The sequence below is a fragment of the Stenotrophomonas sp. STEN020 genome, assembly GCF_056760195.1.
In genome coordinates, this window is record NZ_JBRREI010000047.1 from 19,607 (window position 1) to 36,757 (window position 17,151).

Below are 17,151 nucleotides of genomic sequence, written 5' to 3' on the forward strand. Positions count from 1 at the left end.
GCTATCTTTGCCGCGGGTCGCTGGCGACCCATTCATTTCGTGATGGTTCCGGCCTGGCGCGGTGCGCTTCCGGGGCTGTTGGGTCTTTCAGGAGAGTGAAGTGGCAAATGTTGGGAAGCGGCGTCTGGGCAGTGTTGTGCGTGGCGTCGGTCGGGTTCTGTTGGCGTTGCTGTGTCTGTGCATCGGTATCTGGGGCGGGTTTGCACTGTGGTACCAGTTCCCCGGCAATGTGGTGGCCAAGGTCGTGGCGATCCTGGTCTGGTGCGTGCCCAGTATCTGGGCGATCCGCGCGGGCTTTGGGCCGGTGCGGCGTTGGCATTCGCTGGCGGTGTTCGGGGCGCTGTTTGCGGTGATGCTGATCTGGTGGGCAACGATCGACCCACAGCAGGACCGGGCCTGGGCCGATGACGTGGCGCAGCCGCTGCACGCTCGTATCGAGGGCGACCGCCTGATCATCGACAACGTGCGCAACTTCCATTGGCGGACCGAGACGGACTACGACGTGCGCTGGGAGGCGCGTGAGTACGATCTGTCGCAGGTGCAGTCGGTGGACATGATTCTGTCCTATTGGATGGGGCCGGCGATTGCCCACACGCTGGTGTCGTTCGGCTTTGCCGATGGCCGCCAGCTGGTGTTCTCGCTGGAGATCCGCAAGGAGCAGGGCGAGTCGTTCTCGGCGCTGGGCGGCTTCTTCCGCAAGTTCGAGTCGGTGCTGGTGGCCTCGGATGAGCGCGACATCGTGCTGACGCGCAGCAATGTGCGTGGCGAGGATGTCTATCTTTACCGCCTGCATGGGCTGAGCCCGGACAAGATGCGCGATCTTCTGCGCTTCTATGTGGACCGCGCGCAGCTGCTGGAAAAAGAGCCGCGCTTCTACAACACGCTGACCAGTAACTGCACCACGGTGGTGTTCGAGCTGATGCGGCGCATCCAGCCCAAGCTGCCGCTGGATTACCGTCTGCTGGCCTCCGGTTACCTGGCCGAGTACGCCGCCGACGTCGGTGGGCTGACCCCGGGCGTGCCGCTGGCGACTCTGCAACAATCGGGGCGTATAACGCTGCGTGCACGCGAAGCGGGCGATGTGGCTGATTTCTCTTCCCGGATACGTGCAGGCGTACCCGGCATTCCCGCCTCAGGAACCAACCCATGACCCACAACCCGCAGACATGGATACGCCGGCTGTTGCCGGTGGTCGCGGTAATGGCGCTGCTGCTGTCCAGCGGCTGCGCCATGGTGAAGATGAAAGCGGTGAGCAACACCGACTATGTGATGCTCAAGCGTGGCGACATCCTCAGCACTGGCAAGCTCAGTGCCTTGTCGCAGGAGTCGCTGTCGGTCATTGGCTTGACCGAAAGTGATTGCAGCAAGGACCTGCCCACCTGCCGTCAGACGGTGACCACCAATGACGGCCTGCAGTCGGAGCAGCGCCTGTCCACCCTGGCCGAGCTGTGGATGCAGGAAGCCTTGGCGCTCACCCCCAAGGCCAAGGGCAATGAGCCGATCGAGCTGCCGCCAGCGGCCTTGAATGCCTGGCTGGAAACCGCGCGCTATTCCTATCTGTACCTGTTCTTCAGCGGTCGCAGCCCGGCGCAGCGCGCCCTGGAAGACCGGCTTACCCAGGTGCGGGATTACTACAACTACGCCACCGAGCAGGCCGCCTCGGTGGTGTTCCAGCGCACCCGCACGCGTGCCTTGGAAGGTGAGGACATCAATCTGCCAGTGCAGGTGGATGACTGGACCATCAGCACGCAGTTCGACGGGCTCAAGCTGGAAGGTGTACCCAAACAACTGGTCGCTGCGTCCTCGGTGAGCTTTGCCGGCCTGCGCAGCTCGTATCGCCGCGACGGCTTTGGTGCCGAGCTGGTAGCGATGATGGAAGCGCCGGTACTGGCACAGGCGATGGAAGTGGAGGAGCGTAACCAGCAGCTGCCGGTCTACAGCGAGATGCCGGCGATTAATGCCACCGCGGTGCTGAGCTTCAGTGGGAACACCCTGGAAGAGGTGCTGGCTACCCGCCATGTGCAGCTGCAGGCCTATTCGCCCGATCTCACCAGCATCCAGATGCGGGGCCAGGAAGTGCCGCTGGCGGCCAACTTCACCGCCGCTTATGGCTTGTGGCTTGCCCAGTCCGGGTTCGCCACTGAATCGTTGCGTACCTTGTTTGGGCGGGGCGTTGGCATCCGCGAGCCGCATATCTATCTGATGCAGCCCTACGATCCGAACAAGCGCATCATCTTCATGCTGCACGGCCTGGCCAGCAGCCCGGAGGCCTGGGTGAACCTGGCCAACGAGATCATGGGCGACGAGGAAATGCGCGAGCATTACCAGGTGTGGTCGGTGTATTACCCGACCAATGCGCCGATCGCCTTGAACCGTTACACAATCAGCAAGGCCTTCAACAGCACGCTGCATCACTTCGATCCCAAGGGCACGGCGCCGGCATCGCACGACATGGTGTTCATCGGTCACAGCATGGGCGGTGTGATCGCGCGGCTGATGCTTAGTGAATCTGGCGATGTGCTGTGGGAGAACACCCGCAAGCGCTACAACCTGCAGGGCGAGCGGCTGGCACGGGTCGAAGCCAAGCTCGGGCCGGTACTGCACTTCACCCCGCAGCCGAATGTGGAGCGCGCTATCTTCCTGGCTTCACCGCACAAGGGCACGGATGCAGCGGGCAACCGACTCGGCCGTTTGATCGGCAGGCTGGTGCGCTTGCCGCTGACCATTCTTGGTGCCTTTGGTGACGCCTTCATGGCGCTGCAGGACCCGGGCGAAGCCGATGGCAAGAAGCCCAAGGAGCCGGTGATCACCAACAGCATCGAGAACCTCAAGGCCAGCGATCCCTTCATCGAGGCGTCCTCGGCGCTGCCGATCCAGCCGGGCCTGAAATACCACTCCATCATCGCCAAGCGCAAAGCCGACGTACCTACACCCCAGTCCGACGATGGGCTGGTGCCGTACTGGAGCGCGCATCTGGATGGCGCGCTGTCGGAGAAGGTGATCGTGTCTGGCCATAGCGTGCAGGAGACGCCGGAGGCAGTGCTGGAAGTGCGCCGCATTCTGCGCAAGGACCTGCTGGAAGTGGAAGGCGTGGACGCTGCGCACTGAGCCTATGCCGGGCTGCGTGCAGCCCGGGCAATGGATCGCACAGGAACTGCGACGCAGAAGATGGCAGTGCAGGAGCTTGCAGGACTGCGCGACTGAGCGTCGCTCAGTCGCCGCCGCTCAGCCGATGCGGCGGCCAACCATGGTCGCCATCGCCGCCAACAGCAGGGTCACCACGAAGCACAGCAGATAGCCGGTGGTTTCATTGCCGCCGACCGTCGCGGCGAACAGCGATCCGGAGATCGCCAGCGTCGAGGCGACCGCGATGCCTTCGCTCAGCTGCAAGGCCGAGCTGTTTGCACCTTGCTCGTGCGGCGCCGACAGCGACAAGGTCAGCACTGACAGGCTGGGATAGATCAGGCCCATGCCCAGCCCGGTGAGCGACCAGCCGGCAAGTGCCAACATCAAGGGCACGCCCGGATACAGCGTGAGCACGGTAATCAGTAGACCAGCCAGCATCAGCCAGGTGCCGGTCTGCAGCATGTGCGTGCGACGCCAACCGAAGTGCTGGTGGCCTTGCAGCCACGAACCGGAGAACCAGCCCAGCGCGCCCAGGCTGAGCGCTGCGCCCGCCCACAGCGGCGACAGGTCGCGCTCGCGCTGCAGCAGCAGTGGCAGGAAGGCTTCAGCGCCAAAGAACGCCGAGGCGGCAATGCCGCGCAAGGCAATCACGCTGGGCAGGCCACGGCGCAGCAGCAAGGTGCCGCTGGGCAGCAGATGACGCGCACAGAAGATCAGTGCAGCGACTGCGGCTGCCATCACCGCCAGCGCTTGCATGCCTTGCAGCTGTCCGCCGACATACAGCAACAGTGCGGCCAGTGCTGTGCCTATCGCCCAGCGCACCACCGGCCGCTGCTCGACATCGCGGCGAATGCTGGTTTGGGTACTGCGCAAGGCCGGCAACAGCAGCCAGGCCGCCGGCAAGGCCAGCACCGGCACGATGAGGAAGACCCAGCGCCAGCTCAGGTGCTGCACGATCAGGCCGCTCAGGCCGGGGCCGATCAGCGAAGGTACCACCCAGCCGGCGGAGAACGCTGCAAACACTTTCGGCCGCAGCACTTCTGGATAGGTGCGCGCCACCAGCACATACAGCGACACGGAGATCGCGCCGATGCCGACGCCCTGCAGCAGGCGTCCGACGATCAGTACGTCCATGCGCGGCGCCAGTCCGGCCAGCAACAGGCCAATCAGGAAGCTGCCCAGGCCCAGCCACAACGGCCTTGCCGGGCCTCGCTGGTCACACATGCGACCGGCCAGAGTCATGCCGATTACGCTGGTGGCCAGTGCGCCGCCGAAGGCCAGCGCGTACAGGCGCAGCCCGTCCAAGGCCTGCGCCACGCTGGGCATGGCCGCAGCCACAGCCAGCGCCTCGAAGGCGATCAGCGAGATCAGGGCGACCATGCCGAAGGTGGTGGCGCGGTACTGCGGGGCAAGGATGGAGCTGCTGGCCGGTGCTGCCGGCGCGATGCTTGGGGAACTCATGATGCGGCGCTGCTGCTTGAGTTGCGGCTGGGGGGCGTGCAGCATCACACCTCAACCATGGTTGAGGTCAAGTGATGTCCACGCGGGAACTGAGTGTAGGTGAAGTGGCCCGGCGCAGCGGTGTTGCGGTATCGGCCTTGCACTTCTACGAGCGCAAGGGACTGATCCACAGCCAGCGCACGGCCGGTAACCAGCGAAGATTCCAGAGTGATGTGCTGCGCCGGCTGGCGCTGATCCAGGCCGCACAGCGGGTGGGCATGCCGCTGCAGGCGGTGGCCGAGCGCCTGGCAGAACTGCCGGAAGGGCGCGCGCCCACAAAGGCTGACTGGGCGAAGATGTCGGCGCGCTGGCGCAAGGAACTGGACGAGCGCATCGCAACGCTGCAGTTCATGCGTGACCAGCTCAGCGACTGCATCGGTTGCGGCTGTCTGTCGCTCAAACGCTGCGGCCTGCTGAATCCGCAGGACGTGCTGGGGCAGCGCGGCGAAGGCCCGCAACGCGTGGGCTAGCGTTGCGAGCCGGGGTCGGCAAGCTGCCGGGTATCGGACGACACGCCAGCAGTGCCTGCTGCCCGGGCCACATTGCGTGGCCCGGATGGATCAGATTTCCGCTTCGATCAGCGGCATCGCCAGACGCGAGCGGGTCAGCATCATGCCGAGGTTGGCGGTGCGGCGGCAGACGAATACCATCACGTAGTCCGGGTAGCGCTTGCCGCGCATGAAGACGTGGATCAGGTTTTCGCTGTTGACGATGATTTCCTGGAAGTAGTGCGCGCCTTCCTGATCTTCCAGGCCGCGTGCGCGACGGAACATCTGCTCGATGCTGCGGATGTTCGGGCCCTGGTACAGATCGGCGGTAGCGGCCGCGACCAGATCCAGCACTTCGCGCGGATGCGAGTCGACGGTGCGTACCGACAGCAGCATGCCGGAGCTGATATCGACGTAGCCGGCGGCCACGCATTCGGGGATGGAGGCAACGGATTGCTGCAGGGTAGTGTCGAGGGACATGGGGGATCCTTGCGGAAGGGGGAGAAAAGGAAAAGCGACGCCCGAAGGCCGCAGTGCGACCCGGCATCGCTCATGGTTTGATCAATCGCAGGCGCGGATCAGCAGGTTTTCTTCCAGCGCATGCAGCAGGTCTTCCTGCTCCTGCGACTGCACGAAACCCGGATCCAGCGTGCGCAGGCGGCGCAGTGCTTCATCGGCGGTGAGCCCTTCGCGTATCAACCACGCGGCCAGCACCAAGCCGGTGCGGCCCAGTCCAGCCAGGCAATGCACGGCGACGACTTCGCCTTCGCGCAACATCACCTCGATCTTGGCCAGCAGCAGCTTGGCCCACAACAACGGCGGTGCACCGCGGTCAACGATGCCCAGGTGATAGCTGCGCAGCCCGTAGGGAGCCAGCCGCTCGGCGGGCATCTCGCGTTCGGTCAGGTTGACCAGCACGGTGACATCCATGCCGCGCAGCAGCGCCAGATCGTGCTCGATGGCGAATACCACACCGGGCATCGGGCAGCCGGCGAGCTTGCCCGGCACCAGCCAGTGGAAGCCGTTGGGGCCGCGCCGTGACGGCGTGGCGGACAGACGGACCGGTGCAGGTGTAGAAACTTGCAACGGACGAGCAATGGGCGTTTCGGCCGCAGCGGTGACAGGTCGGCTTGGCGCTTTTTCAGCGATGACAACCGGGGCGGGCGCAGCCACACCGTCGGCCAGTTCCTCGGCACGCGCATCCGGCGCCGGCACATGGCAGCTGCCGGTGCGCAGGAACTGCGCCAGCACCGGGTGTTGGCTGCTATTGGCAAAGAACGCATCTGCAGGTGCGTCAACCTGCACACGGCCACCGGCCAGCAGGATCACCCGCGACGCTATACGTCGGGCCTGGCCTTGATGGTGCAGGCTGACCAGGCAGCAGTGGTTGGCAGAAAGACGTTCGATCAGCTTGAGCACTGCTTCGGCATCAGCCGGTTCCAGCTCGCTGGTGGGCTCGTCGATCAGCAACAGTGCGCTGCCGCTGAAGGCGGCACGCAGGATGGCGACTTGCCGGGCCAGTCCGCGTGGTAGATCGATCACCTTGTGCTGCAGATGTGCAGCGACGGCAGTGGCGCCCAAGGCCTGCAGGCGCGCGTCGACCTCTTCGCGCAGCGCCTGTGGCTTGTTGTCTGATTGCGCGCGCAGCGCGGCGCTGAGGTTTTCCAGCACGCTGAAGCCGAGTTCGCGTGCATGCTGTTGCACCAGTACCGGCGGCTGCGTTGCTGCCTCCAGCGGCGCGCCCTGGAACAGCAGCGTGCCCCAGCGCTCACCATGCGCGTTGCTCTGGCCGGACAGTGCCTGCAGCAATGAAGATTTGCCGGTGCCACCTGGGCCCATCAACACCACGATGCCGTTGCCGCTGATGCTCAGATCAATGCTGGCCAACACGGTGCGTTGGCCACGGCTCATGCCCCAGCCTTGCAGCTGCAGCAACGATGAGGGGGAGTTGTCAGCTGGCAAGGGACATCACTTTGTCCGACGCTGGCGGCATTTCTGCAGCGTGCGCGGAATTGGAAAGGCGGCCAGTATCGTTTGCATCACTTACATGTCAATTTGACTTTGCGATGTGCGCGGGCACAGCACATCAACATTGCACGCTGCAATGCGATGTCGGTCGCGATGTCATATCGAGTTGATTGGGAAAGGAAATGCGCGCTTTTCCCGGGGCCATTTCAAAGCGGAATACAGCGCTGAAACAACAAACAAAACGATGCTTGTTGTTTCGGCGGGATTCAGAAATTTCGCTCGAAGCGAACGTTTCCCGCACCTGCGTCCGCGCTTATCTGCAGATCCACGCGCAGTTGATCGCGTGGATGCGCGTCGAGCACACCGATCAGATCGGTATAGGAACCGGTACGCACCGCACGCAAGTCAATCTGTTGGCGCTTGCCGGAGAGGTCGGTGGCGATGGCTAGTACCTTGCCATCTGCCGGCAGCTCTTCGCCTTGTTCCAGTTGTCGCAGGGCAACCACCAACAGGGCGCGGTCGGCCTCGCGCTGCACCTGGTAGCTGCGGGCGACTGCCTCATTCATGGCCAGCGTTGGCAGCAGGTTGTAGTGCACGCGCAGCTTGCCGAGGTCGGCGTGGCTGGGCTGCGCTTGCTGGATGACGGCTGCTTGCGGGGAGGGTTCCGCGGAGCAGGCGGCGAGGGTGAGCAGCAGGGTGGAGGACAGCGTTAGGGCGAGCCGGTGCATGGTGGATTGCTCCTTTGGCTGTGGTGTTGGTTGTTGGAAGGAGACTTCTTTCTGAGGGTTCAGAAGCGACAAGGCTTCGCCTTGCCCCCTCTCCCCAACCCCCGCTCCGCGCCCCGGCCCTTGCGCCAGCGCAAGGGCGTTCGATGGGCAGCGAACCGGTGGTTCGCAAGCTGCTCCTCTCACCCCACAAGGGGAGAGGGGCTTGGCATTGCTTGCGAATTACAGAGTTCGTGCTGCTCAATCGTTCGCAGCAGAAAGCTCTTTGCCTCGCTTGGCTGCCGCATCAATGGCTTTCGCGGTCAGCGCTTCAAAGCCGCCGGCCTGGAATGTTTCGATGGCTGCCTGCGTTGTGCCGCCCGGGGAAGTTACGCGGCGACGCAGTTCGGCCGGAGCTTCGCCGGCTTCGGTTAGCATGCGCGCGGCGCCGAGGACTGTGTCCAGCACCAGCGTGCGCGCTGCATCCGCCGGCAGGCCTTGTTCCAGCGCTGCTGCTTCCATCGCTTCGGCGAGCAGGAACACATAGGCCGGGCCGCTGCCGGAGACGGCGGTGACCGCGTCCATCAGTGCTTCGCTCTCGATCCAGACGGTGCGGCCGGCGCTGGTCAGTACCTGTTCGGTCTGCGCGCGCTGGGCGGCGGAGACGCGCGGGTTGGCGAACAGGCCGGTGACGCCGGCGCCGAGCAGGGCAGGAGTGTTGGGCATGGCGCGGACGATGGCCTGATTGCCACCCAGCCAACGCTCGAGCTGCGCGGCGGTGATGCCGGCGGCGATCGAGGCGACTACCGGTTGCTGTGCGGCGGCGATCGGACTCAAGGCTTCGCAGACCGTTCGCATCACCTGCGGCTTTACCGCCATCAGCCACAGCCCAGCATGGCCCGCGGCGGCTTCCGCGGCGTTGTAGGTCTGCACGCCGAAGTCCTGGGCCAGCGCCTCGCGCAGGGAGGCGACCGGTTCGGCGACGTGGATGCGGCTGGCGGCCATGCCGCGCCGCAGCAAACCGGCGATCAGGCTGCGCGCCATGTTGCCGCCGCCGATGAAGGCGATATCAGTGTCGGGGAGCTGGGTGTCGGGGAGGTCTGCGTGCGGGCTGCTGGTCATCAATCCAATCTCAGTGCGATCAAGGGGAAGGGCGTTGGCCGAACAAGGCGGTGCCGACCCGGACCATGGTCGAGCCGGCGGCGATGGCTTCGGCAAAGTCACTGCTCATGCCCATCGAAAGTGTATCGACCTGCGGGTAATGCGCGGCGAGGTCGGTAAACAGATCCTGCATCCGCGCAAACGCGGCCTGCCGCTTGGTCACTTCAGGGAACGGCGCGGGGATTGCCATCAGGCCGCGCAGGCAGAGCCGCGGTTCGCTGGCGATGGCTGCGGCCAGAGCGGCGACATGCTCCGGAGCGCAGCCATGCTTGCTGTCCTCGTCGTCGATGTTGACCTGGATCAGCACATTGAGGGGGGGCAAAGCGGACGGGCGGTGCTTGGCCAGGGCGCCGACCAGCTTGGCCCGGTCCACGGTCTGCACCCAGTCGAAGACCTGCGCGGCCAGCTCGGCCTTGTTGGACTGCAGGTGGCCGATCAGGTGCCACTCCAGGCCCAGTTCGGCCAGCTCGGCGATCTTGGCGGCAGCCTCCTGCACATAGTTTTCACCAAAGGCGCGCTGTCCTTGGGCGGCCAGAGCGGCCACCGCAGCGGCCGGCTGCAGCTTGGAAACGGCCAGCAGGCGGACTGCCCGGGAGGGGCTGGAAGCAGCGTCGATCTGCTGCCGGAGGGTGGCCAAAGACACGGTTTGCAAAGCATCTACCTCTTACGTGGGAAGGCTTATACTGCCCGCCAGGGGAAACACCTTACATATACTCGCAACGCAGGGGACAGAGCGCGTATGGACATCGCTGAACTTTTGGCGTTCTCGGTCAAGAACAAGGCCTCGGACTTACATCTTTCCGCCGGCCTGCCGCCGATGATCCGTGTGGACGGTGACGTCCGCCGCATCAACATCCCGGCCCTGGACCACAAACAAGTGCACGCGCTGGTGTACGACATCATGTCGGACAAGCAGCGTCGTGATTACGAAGAGTTCCTCGAGGTCGACTTCTCGTTCGAGATTCCCTCGCTGGCGCGCTTCCGTGTCAACGCGTTCAACCAGAACCGTGGTGCCGGTGCGGTGTTCCGTACCATTCCCTCGGAAGTGCTGACGCTGGAAGACCTGGCCTGCCCGCCGATCTTCCGTGAGTTGATCGAGCAGCCGCAGGGTCTGATCCTGGTGACCGGCCCGACCGGTTCGGGCAAGTCGACCACGCTGGCGGCGATGATCGATCACATCAACAAGAACGAATACGGTCACATCCTCACCGTCGAGGACCCGATCGAATTCGTGCACACCTCGCAGAAGTGCCTGATCAACCAGCGCGAAGTGCACCGCGATACGCACGGCTTCAACGAAGCCCTGCGCTCGGCCTTGCGTGAAGATCCGGACATCATCCTGGTCGGCGAATTGCGTGACCTGGAAACCATCCGTCTGGCACTGACTGCGGCAGAAACCGGTCACTTGGTGTTCGGCACCTTGCATACCAGCTCGGCGGCCAAGACCATCGACCGTATCATCGACGTGTTCCCGGCCGGCGAAAAGCCGATGGTGCGCTCGATGTTGTCCGAGTCGCTGCGTGCGGTGATTTCGCAGGCACTGCTCAAGCGCGTCGGTGGCGGCCGTGTGGCCTCGCACGAAATCATGGTGGCAACACCGGCCATCCGTAACCTGATCCGCGAAGACAAGGTGGCGCAGATGTACTCGTCCATCCAGACCGGCCAGCAGGTGGGCATGCAGACGCTGGATCAGAACCTGCAGGATCTGGTCAAGCGCAGCCTGGTCACGCGCAACCAGGCCAAGGAATACGCCAAGGACAAGCGTCTGTTCGAGTAAGCAGGGAAATGGGAATGGAGAGTCGGGAGTCGGTATAGCCAAGGCAGTTCCCGACTCCGTTCCCAGATCGCCGGCTTTGACGATTCCCTATTTGCGATTCCCCATTCCCGGCTCCGAAGGAGCATCCCATGAGCACCATTGATTTCACCTCGTTCCTCAAGCTGATGGCGCACCAGAAGGCGTCCGACCTTTTCATCACCGCCGGCATGCCGCCGTCGATGAAGGTCAACGGCAAGCTGTCGCCGATCACCCAGACACCACTGACGGCGCAGCAAAGCCGCGACATGGTGCTCAACGTGATGACGCCGTCGCAGCGTGAGGAGTTCGAAAAAACCCACGAATGCAACTTCGCCATTGGTGTATCCGGCGTGGGTCGCTTCCGTGTGAGCTGCTTCTATCAGCGCAACCAGGTAGGCATGGTGCTGCGTCGCATCGAGACGCGCATTCCCACCGTGGAAGAGTTGAACCTGCCGCCGGTGATCAAGACGCTGGCGATGACCAAGCGCGGCATCATCCTGTTCGTCGGTGCCACCGGTACCGGTAAATCGACCTCGCTTGCGGCCATGATCGGCTACCGCAACCAGAACTCGACCGGCCACATCATCACCATCGAAGACCCGATCGAGTTCGTGCACAAGCACGAGGGCTGCATCGTCACCCAGCGCGAAGTCGGCATCGATACCGACAGTTGGGAAGCGGCACTGAAGAACACCCTGCGGCAGGCGCCGGACGTGATCATGATCGGCGAAATCCGTACCCGCGAGGGCATGGACCACGCGGTGGCATTTGCTGAAACCGGTCACCTGGTACTGGCCACGCTGCACGCCAACAACGCCAACCAGGCGATGGACCGCATCATCAACTTCTTCCCGGAAGACCGCCGCAACCAGTTGCTGATGGACTTGTCGCTGAACCTGAAGGGTGTGGTCGCGCAGCAGCTGGTGCCGACCCCGGACGGCAAGAGCCGCCGCGTGGCGATGGAAATCCTGCTGGGCACGCCGCTGGTGCAGGACTATATCCGCGACGGCGAAGTGCACAAGCTCAAGGAAGTGATGCGCGACTCCGTGCAGCTGGGCATGAAGACCTTCGACCAGAGCCTGTTCGAGCTGTACCAGGCCGGCGAGATCAGCTACGACGACGCCTTGCGTTACGCCGATTCGCAGAACGAAGTGCGCCTGCGCATCAAGCTGTCGCAGGGTGGCGACGCCAAGACCTTGTCGCAGGGTCTGGATGGCGTGGAGATTGCTGAAGTTCGCTGATTCGTAGCTACCAATCACAATCAAGGCAAAAGGAGTTGCTGCATATGGAAGTGCAAGACCCTTATCGGGCCCCAGCGGCCCCAGCAGCCGCTTCGGTGGCTGCTCCCGCGGTTCCGTTGTCCCCGCTTGCTTCCGACGAGGAGCGGGTGCACCCGGATTTGTTCGCGCCCTCGACTGGCAAGCTCATCGCGATGAGCTTGACCACCTTGGGCTTGTATGTGCCGTACTGGTTCTACCGTAACTGGCGCGCCATCGAAGACCAGGAAGCTGCCGGCATCTGGCCGTTCTGGCGGGCGGTGTTCGCTCCGCTCTGGTGCTTCAGTTGCTTCGCTCAGCTGAATCAGTACGCGTCGGGGCGACGCCGACAGATGGCGTTCCCGCCTGTGCTTCTAGCGCTTGTGTACTTCCTGCTCAACGCCGTTCCCAATCTTTCCATGATTTTTCCGCGGATGTTCGGCGGGAGCTTCTGGATTTTTGGGGTGCTCGCCTTTTTGCCGCTGTTGCCGATGAACTCGCTGTTGCGCAGCTATCGGCAGTCGCTACGGCTGGACACGCGCAGGCAAGATCGTTTGACCGTCTGGCACGTGCTGATCATTGCCATCGGTGGAGTGTTTCTCATCCTGGCGCTGGTCGGCGCGTTCCTGCGCTGAGATCGCTTCCAACAGGGGTTTGATCGGTGCGGGAGTTTGCGAGGAAACGCTTTCGTTTTCCCGGCTTCACTCGTACTCCCGCTCCAGCAGTCCCCTGTGAACATGTGCTCATTTCTTCAGCCAGGCAGGTCCCTGGCTCAGTAGCTGCGGATGTACCGGGCAATCCTCCCGGTGCGCCCCCGGCAGATAGCCAAGGCTCATCAGAAATTCCCCGGTGATCTCGCCGCCGGTAAACCGGAAGGTCTTCTTGAACAGCTTCACCCAGTCCGTCTTGGGTAGCGGATGATGCGCATCCAGCCACTCTGCAAAGCCGCCATGCGACGCGCGCAGGCCCTGGATCACCTGCGCGTTGTGGATCGCCGCCAGCACCTTGAGCCGGTTGCGGATGATGCTGGCATCGGCCAGCAGGCGGGCGATATCTGCCTGGCCATAGGCCGCGACCGCGTCCACGTCAAAGCCGCTGTAGGCGCTGCGGAAGCCCTCGCGCTTGCGCAGGATGGTTTCCCAGCTCAGGCCGGCCTGGTTGATTTCCAGTAGCAGGCGCTCGAAGAGCTCGCGTTCGTCGCGCTGCGGGAAGCCGTACTCGTTCTCGTGGTACGGCCCGTGCACGGGGTGGCCCGGGGCGAAATCACAGTAATAGGTCATGGGCGTCTCCGCGTTAAGGGAACCCCGATTATCGCCGCTGCGAAGCGTCGAACGGCCGCAGCCGGTAGAATGCAGACATGTCTGCGTTGTCGCCACCTCTCTCCAATCACCTGCTGGTGGCTTTGCCATCGCTGGTCGACCCCCTGTTCGCGCGTAGCGTGGCCTTGATCTGTCAGCACGACGAAAACGGCGCCATGGGCGTCGTAGTCAACCAGCTCTCCGATTTCACCTTGGGCGATGTGTTCGCACAGATGGCGATTGATACCGACGATGGCGACCTGCGCGCCGTGCCGGTGCTCAATGGCGGCCCGGTCCACACTGAACGCGGTTTCGTCATCCATGACGACGCCCGCGAATGGGATTCCAGCCTGAAGGTGGGCGATGGCCTCTACCTGACCACGTCCCGTGACATCCTCGAAGCCATGGCGCGCGGCGAAGGTCCGCGCAATGCGCTGGTCACGCTTGGCTGTGCTGGCTGGAGTGAAGGGCAGCTGGAGCAGGAGCTGGCGGAAAATAGCTGGCTGACCGTGCCTGCCGATGCCGCCGTGCTGTTCGAAACGCCCCTGGACGAGCGCTGGCAGTTGGCTGGCGCGCGCATCGGTGTTGATCTGTTCCTGGTCACCGGATACAGCGGCCGTGCTTGAGTCCAACACACTTTCCACCAGCAGCACGGTACTGGGCTTCGATGTCGGCTCGCGTCGCATCGGCGTTGCCATTGGCAGCTCGCTGGGCGTCGGCGCACGTGCGATCGCGGTCGTCGATGTGCATGGCAATGGCCCGGACTGGAACGCGCTGGACAAGCTGCACAAGGAATGGCGGCCGCAAGGCATGATCGTCGGCGATCCGCTCACCCTGGAAGGCGAAGACCAGCCCAACCGCAAGCGCGCGCATGCCTTTGCCAGGCAGCTGCAGCAGCGCTACAAAGTGCCGGTATTGCTGGTGGATGAGCGCTCCAGCTCGGTCGAGGCTGCGCAGCGTTTTGCCGTGGAGCGCGCCGAGGGCCGCAAGCGCCGCCGCGATGCCGCCAACCTCGACGCCGTCGCCGCCGCCGTCATCATCGAGCGCTGGTTGTCGGCGCCGCACGAAGCCACCCCAATTTCCTGACTGTCGAAGACCCTGCCATGACCGCTTCGCAACTTGATGCCCAAGGACGCCTGCGCCACCTGCTGACCCTGGATGGGTTGCCGCGGGAAACCCTGCTGCAGCTGCTCGACCGTGCTGGCCAGATCCGCGATGCCGCGGTCGGCCGCATCAACAACAAGCGTACGGTGCTGGCCGGCACCGGCGTGTGCACCCTGTTCTTCGAACCCTCGACCCGCACCCGCAGCTCGTTCCAGCTGGCGGCGCAGCGGCTGGGCGCCGATGTGTTGAATTTCGACGCATCCACCTCTTCCGCACGCAAGGGCGAAACCGCCTGCGACACGCTGAAAAATCTGGAAGCGATGGGCGTGCGTGGTTTCATCGTGCGCCACCCGGACGATGGTGCGGTGGCTGAACTGGCTGGCGTGGCAGGCGAGGGCACCGCGCTGATCAATGCCGGCGACGGTCGCAGCGCGCACCCGACCCAGGGCCTGCTCGACATGCTGACCCTGCGCCAGGCCAAGGGCAGCGATTTTTCCAGGTTGAAGGTGGTGATCGTCGGCGACGTGAAGCACTCGCGCGTTGCGCGTACCGATCTGCAGGCGATGCGCACCTTGGGCGTTGGCGAGATCCGCGTCTGCGGCCCGCAGTCGTTGTTGCCGGAGGATGGCATCCTTGACGGCTGCGTGGTCGGGCAGGATTTCGACGCAATGCTGGAGGACGTTGATGCGCTGATGATGCTGCGCCTGCAGCGCGAGCGCATGGAAGAAGGCCTGGTGCCATCGCTGGAGCAGTACCACGCCCAGTACGGCCTCAACAGCGAACGCCTGAAGCGCGCAGCCAAGGACGCAGCAGTGCTGCATCCGGGGCCGATCAACCGTGGTGTGGAAGTCACCGACGAAGTGGCCGACGGCCCGCAGTCGTGGGTGCTGCGCCAGGTCGCCAACGGCGTCGCCGTGCGCATGGCCGTGCTGGAAACCCTGTTGGGCTGAGTTGGCAGCGGCAGGGCATTGACCCTGCCAGTGCTGATGAACCTGCGTTTGCAGGCAACACCGTGGAGCAACAAGTATGGATGCGAATGTGACAGCTCGGCCGGTACGTTCGGACCTGCTGACAATGTTGGTGTTGCTTGTGTTGGCGGCCGTGATCTGGGTGCCTGCGCTATGGACCCCGTTCTGGGGTGACGACTACGTTTTTTTACATGCAGCGCGCTTGGCCAATCTGGCCAGCCAGCCGTGGTCGGAAACCTTCTGGCCAGTGCAGCCGGAACTGTTCTGGCGGCCACTGTCGCAGACGGCGTGGTGGCGTGTGGTTGAGGGTGTGATGGGTGGCCACGTGCTGGTCGCACACACAGTCATGCTCGTGCTGCAGTTGCTGGCGGCACTTGGCGTTGGCGTACTGGGGCTGACCATCGCACGCGTTGCCGGCTGGCCGGCGCGCTGGGCAGTGGCGGGTTTGAGCGCAGGTTTCTATGGTGTGCTGGCCGTCAGTCTGCTGACGGTGCATTGGGTTGCTGCAGCCAACAGCCCGCTGTTGGTGCTGTTCACCACGCTTTTGCTCGCTGCATGGTTGGCAGCCTCCGTTGCGACCGCAGGCAAGCGGCTGCTGTTGCTGGCGGCGGTACCGTGCCTGCTGGCGGTTGCCTTGCTCAGCAAAGAGTCGGCGATCCTGTTGCCGGTGCTGATGCTGATCTGCAGTCTGTTCACCGGCGCGCGCTTGCGCCGTGGCGAGTGGCTGGTTCTTATCTCATGCTTGGTTCTTGGCGGAATCTGGCTGTTACTGCGTGAGAAAGCCACACTTCCCCCTGCGCCGGAGTACGCCTACGGCTTTGGCGGCAACCTGATCAGGAATGGTGCGTCGTTTGGTGCGTGGTTGTTCAACGTGCCACGTGAGGCATTGCGCATGATCGCCACCGGCGAGCTGCTGAAGGGCGCCGCCTGGGCGCTGCTGGCAGCCTTGCCGGTTGTGCTCGGCTGGGTGCTGGCTGCATCCAAGGGCGGATGGCGGCGTCTGGATCGTCGCCAATGGGCGTTGCTGGCGGTGTTTGCCGTTGTCGCCTACGCGCCTTACTTCCCGCTGGTCTGGAACAGCTACGAATACTACGCCGCGATCTCCGCGATCCTGCCGGCCATCGTGCTGGCGCGATTGCTGCAGGGCCGCCGCGTCGCTGTGCTGGTGGCAGTGCTGATGGCGCTGTCGTGCTGGGTGTCGGTGGCGGGAACGCGCTGGCTGGATCACCCGGGTCTTATCGGTCGCGCGCGCTGGGCGGAGGCATCGGTACAGCAGTTGGCTGCGCAGCAGCTGAAGGTTCCGTTGTGGGTGCATGTGGCTGATGACCAGCGCTTCTATGCGATTGGTTTGCATGGTCTGGCATGGCGGCTGGATGTGCCGTTGGAGCAGATCCACGCGGTGGATGCCTGCCCGTCGAGCGGATCGGGGACCTGTCTGGAAATGGATGCCGAAGGGCGTTGGAGCCATCATCCAGTAGCGCCTTGAAGCGCAGGTTCGGTGCAGCTTCTGCAAGCAGGTTGGGATTGCGGGTGAAGCCCCACTGTAGAGCCGAGCCATGCTCGGCTGGGGCATTGCCGGGAAAGCCTCTGCAGAGCATGGCTCGGCACTACCCTGCTGCTGCAGGGGGCTGCGTATAGGCGTCACGGGATGCTTCACTGTAGAGCCGAGCCATGCTCGGGTGGGGCGGTTCCGGGAGCGCCGTTTCCGCGCATTGCGCGGGCCTGCGCCGGGGGTTGGTGGGTGGGCTGGGCCGGGAGGGGGGGGGGCCGACGCGGCGGTGGG

At 64.0% G+C, this 17,151-nt stretch carries 17 protein-coding genes; 10 read left to right on the forward strand and 7 right to left on the reverse strand.

Annotation, left to right across the window (positions count from 1 at the left end):
* Positions 1–160 precede the first annotated feature (160 nt).
* Together ACVOLZ_RS17080 and ACVOLZ_RS17085 are read left to right on the forward strand one after the other, a co-directional pair.
* Positions 161–1,150: an Lnb N-terminal periplasmic domain-containing protein gene (locus ACVOLZ_RS17080; RefSeq protein ID WP_481517169.1), complete on the forward strand. Its 990-nt coding sequence runs from the start codon at positions 161–163 to the stop codon at positions 1,148–1,150.
* Positions 1,147–3,108 carry an esterase/lipase family protein gene (locus ACVOLZ_RS17085; protein WP_481517156.1) on the forward strand — a complete coding sequence of 654 codons (1,962 nt, stop codon included), beginning with the start codon at positions 1,147–1,149 and terminating at the stop codon, positions 3,106–3,108. The genes ACVOLZ_RS17080 and ACVOLZ_RS17085 overlap by 4 nt, the downstream gene beginning before the upstream one ends.
* 117 nt (positions 3,109–3,225) lie before the next feature.
* Here the strand turns inward: ACVOLZ_RS17085 and ACVOLZ_RS17090 are convergent, their stop codons facing one another.
* Positions 3,226–4,587 (reverse strand): MFS transporter, encoded by a 1,362-nt coding sequence (locus tag ACVOLZ_RS17090; protein ID WP_481517157.1) that lies wholly within the window; start codon positions 4,585–4,587, stop codon positions 3,226–3,228.
* A 74-nt stretch (positions 4,588–4,661) separates the two neighbouring features.
* Between ACVOLZ_RS17090 and soxR the strand changes: the two genes are divergently transcribed.
* Positions 4,662–5,096: a redox-sensitive transcriptional activator SoxR gene (soxR, locus tag ACVOLZ_RS17095; RefSeq protein ID WP_282268518.1), complete on the forward strand. Its 435-nt coding sequence runs from the start codon at positions 4,662–4,664 to the stop codon at positions 5,094–5,096.
* Positions 5,097–5,186: 90 nt separating this feature from the next.
* On the opposite strand, the gene ACVOLZ_RS17100 is transcribed toward soxR, so the two are convergent.
* The 5 genes from ACVOLZ_RS17100 to ACVOLZ_RS17120 all read right to left on the reverse strand — a co-directional run bounded on the left by ACVOLZ_RS17100 (position 5,187) and on the right by ACVOLZ_RS17120 (position 9,590).
* Positions 5,187–5,594, reverse strand: a complete 408-nt coding sequence (locus ACVOLZ_RS17100; RefSeq protein WP_481517158.1) for a hypothetical protein — start codon at positions 5,592–5,594, stop codon at positions 5,187–5,189.
* 81 nt (positions 5,595–5,675) lie between these two features.
* Positions 5,676–7,025 (reverse strand): phosphatase domain-containing putative toxin, encoded by a 1,350-nt coding sequence (locus ACVOLZ_RS17105; RefSeq protein ID WP_481517159.1) that lies wholly within the window; start codon positions 7,023–7,025, stop codon positions 5,676–5,678.
* A 323-nt stretch (positions 7,026–7,348) separates the two neighbouring features.
* Complete coding sequence (locus tag ACVOLZ_RS17110) at positions 7,349–7,810, reverse strand: DUF4426 domain-containing protein (RefSeq protein WP_481517160.1); 462 nt, start codon at positions 7,808–7,810, stop codon at positions 7,349–7,351.
* 237 nt (positions 7,811–8,047) lie between these two features.
* Positions 8,048–8,908, reverse strand: a complete 861-nt coding sequence (gene proC / locus ACVOLZ_RS17115) for a pyrroline-5-carboxylate reductase (RefSeq protein WP_481517161.1) — start codon at positions 8,906–8,908, stop codon at positions 8,048–8,050.
* A 19-nt stretch (positions 8,909–8,927) separates the two neighbouring features.
* On the reverse strand, positions 8,928–9,590 hold the full coding sequence (locus ACVOLZ_RS17120) for a YggS family pyridoxal phosphate-dependent enzyme (protein ID WP_481517162.1): 663 nt from the start codon (positions 9,588–9,590) through the stop codon (positions 8,928–8,930).
* Positions 9,591–9,686: 96 nt separating this feature from the next.
* Between ACVOLZ_RS17120 and ACVOLZ_RS17125 the strand changes: the two genes are divergently transcribed.
* The 3 genes from ACVOLZ_RS17125 to ACVOLZ_RS17135 all read left to right on the forward strand — a co-directional run bounded on the left by ACVOLZ_RS17125 (position 9,687) and on the right by ACVOLZ_RS17135 (position 12,633).
* The gene (locus tag ACVOLZ_RS17125) at positions 9,687–10,724 is read left to right on the forward strand and encodes a type IV pilus twitching motility protein PilT (protein ID WP_296251652.1); all 1,038 of its coding nucleotides are present in this window, start codon (positions 9,687–9,689) and stop codon (positions 10,722–10,724) included.
* Between the two features lie 128 nt (positions 10,725–10,852).
* Positions 10,853–11,983, forward strand: a complete 1,131-nt coding sequence (locus tag ACVOLZ_RS17130; RefSeq protein WP_481517163.1) for a PilT/PilU family type 4a pilus ATPase — start codon at positions 10,853–10,855, stop codon at positions 11,981–11,983.
* A 44-nt stretch (positions 11,984–12,027) separates the two neighbouring features.
* Positions 12,028–12,633 carry a hypothetical protein gene (locus ACVOLZ_RS17135; protein WP_481517164.1) on the forward strand — a complete coding sequence of 202 codons (606 nt, stop codon included), beginning with the start codon at positions 12,028–12,030 and terminating at the stop codon, positions 12,631–12,633.
* A gap of 108 nt (positions 12,634–12,741) precedes the next feature.
* Here ACVOLZ_RS17135 and ACVOLZ_RS17140 read toward each other — a convergent pair whose 3' ends face one another.
* Positions 12,742–13,278 carry a DNA-3-methyladenine glycosylase I gene (locus ACVOLZ_RS17140; protein WP_481517165.1) on the reverse strand — a complete coding sequence of 179 codons (537 nt, stop codon included), beginning with the start codon at positions 13,276–13,278 and terminating at the stop codon, positions 12,742–12,744.
* A gap of 77 nt (positions 13,279–13,355) precedes the next feature.
* Between ACVOLZ_RS17140 and ACVOLZ_RS17145 the strand changes: the two genes are divergently transcribed.
* The 4 genes from ACVOLZ_RS17145 (at position 13,356) to ACVOLZ_RS17160 (ending at position 16,854) form a co-directional block, all read left to right on the forward strand.
* On the forward strand, positions 13,356–13,922 hold the full coding sequence (locus tag ACVOLZ_RS17145; RefSeq protein WP_481517166.1) for a YqgE/AlgH family protein: 567 nt from the start codon (positions 13,356–13,358) through the stop codon (positions 13,920–13,922).
* Positions 13,915–14,382: a Holliday junction resolvase RuvX gene (gene ruvX / locus ACVOLZ_RS17150; RefSeq protein ID WP_296251643.1), complete on the forward strand. Its 468-nt coding sequence runs from the start codon at positions 13,915–13,917 to the stop codon at positions 14,380–14,382. The genes ACVOLZ_RS17145 and ruvX overlap by 8 nt, the downstream gene beginning before the upstream one ends.
* 17 nt (positions 14,383–14,399) lie before the next feature.
* Complete coding sequence (locus ACVOLZ_RS17155; RefSeq protein WP_481517167.1) at positions 14,400–15,350, forward strand: aspartate carbamoyltransferase catalytic subunit; 951 nt, start codon at positions 14,400–14,402, stop codon at positions 15,348–15,350.
* Positions 15,351–15,474: 124 nt separating this feature from the next.
* Positions 15,475–16,854: a hypothetical protein gene (locus ACVOLZ_RS17160; RefSeq protein ID WP_481517168.1), complete on the forward strand. Its 1,380-nt coding sequence runs from the start codon at positions 15,475–15,477 to the stop codon at positions 16,852–16,854.
* Positions 16,855–17,151: the final 297 nt, after the last annotated feature.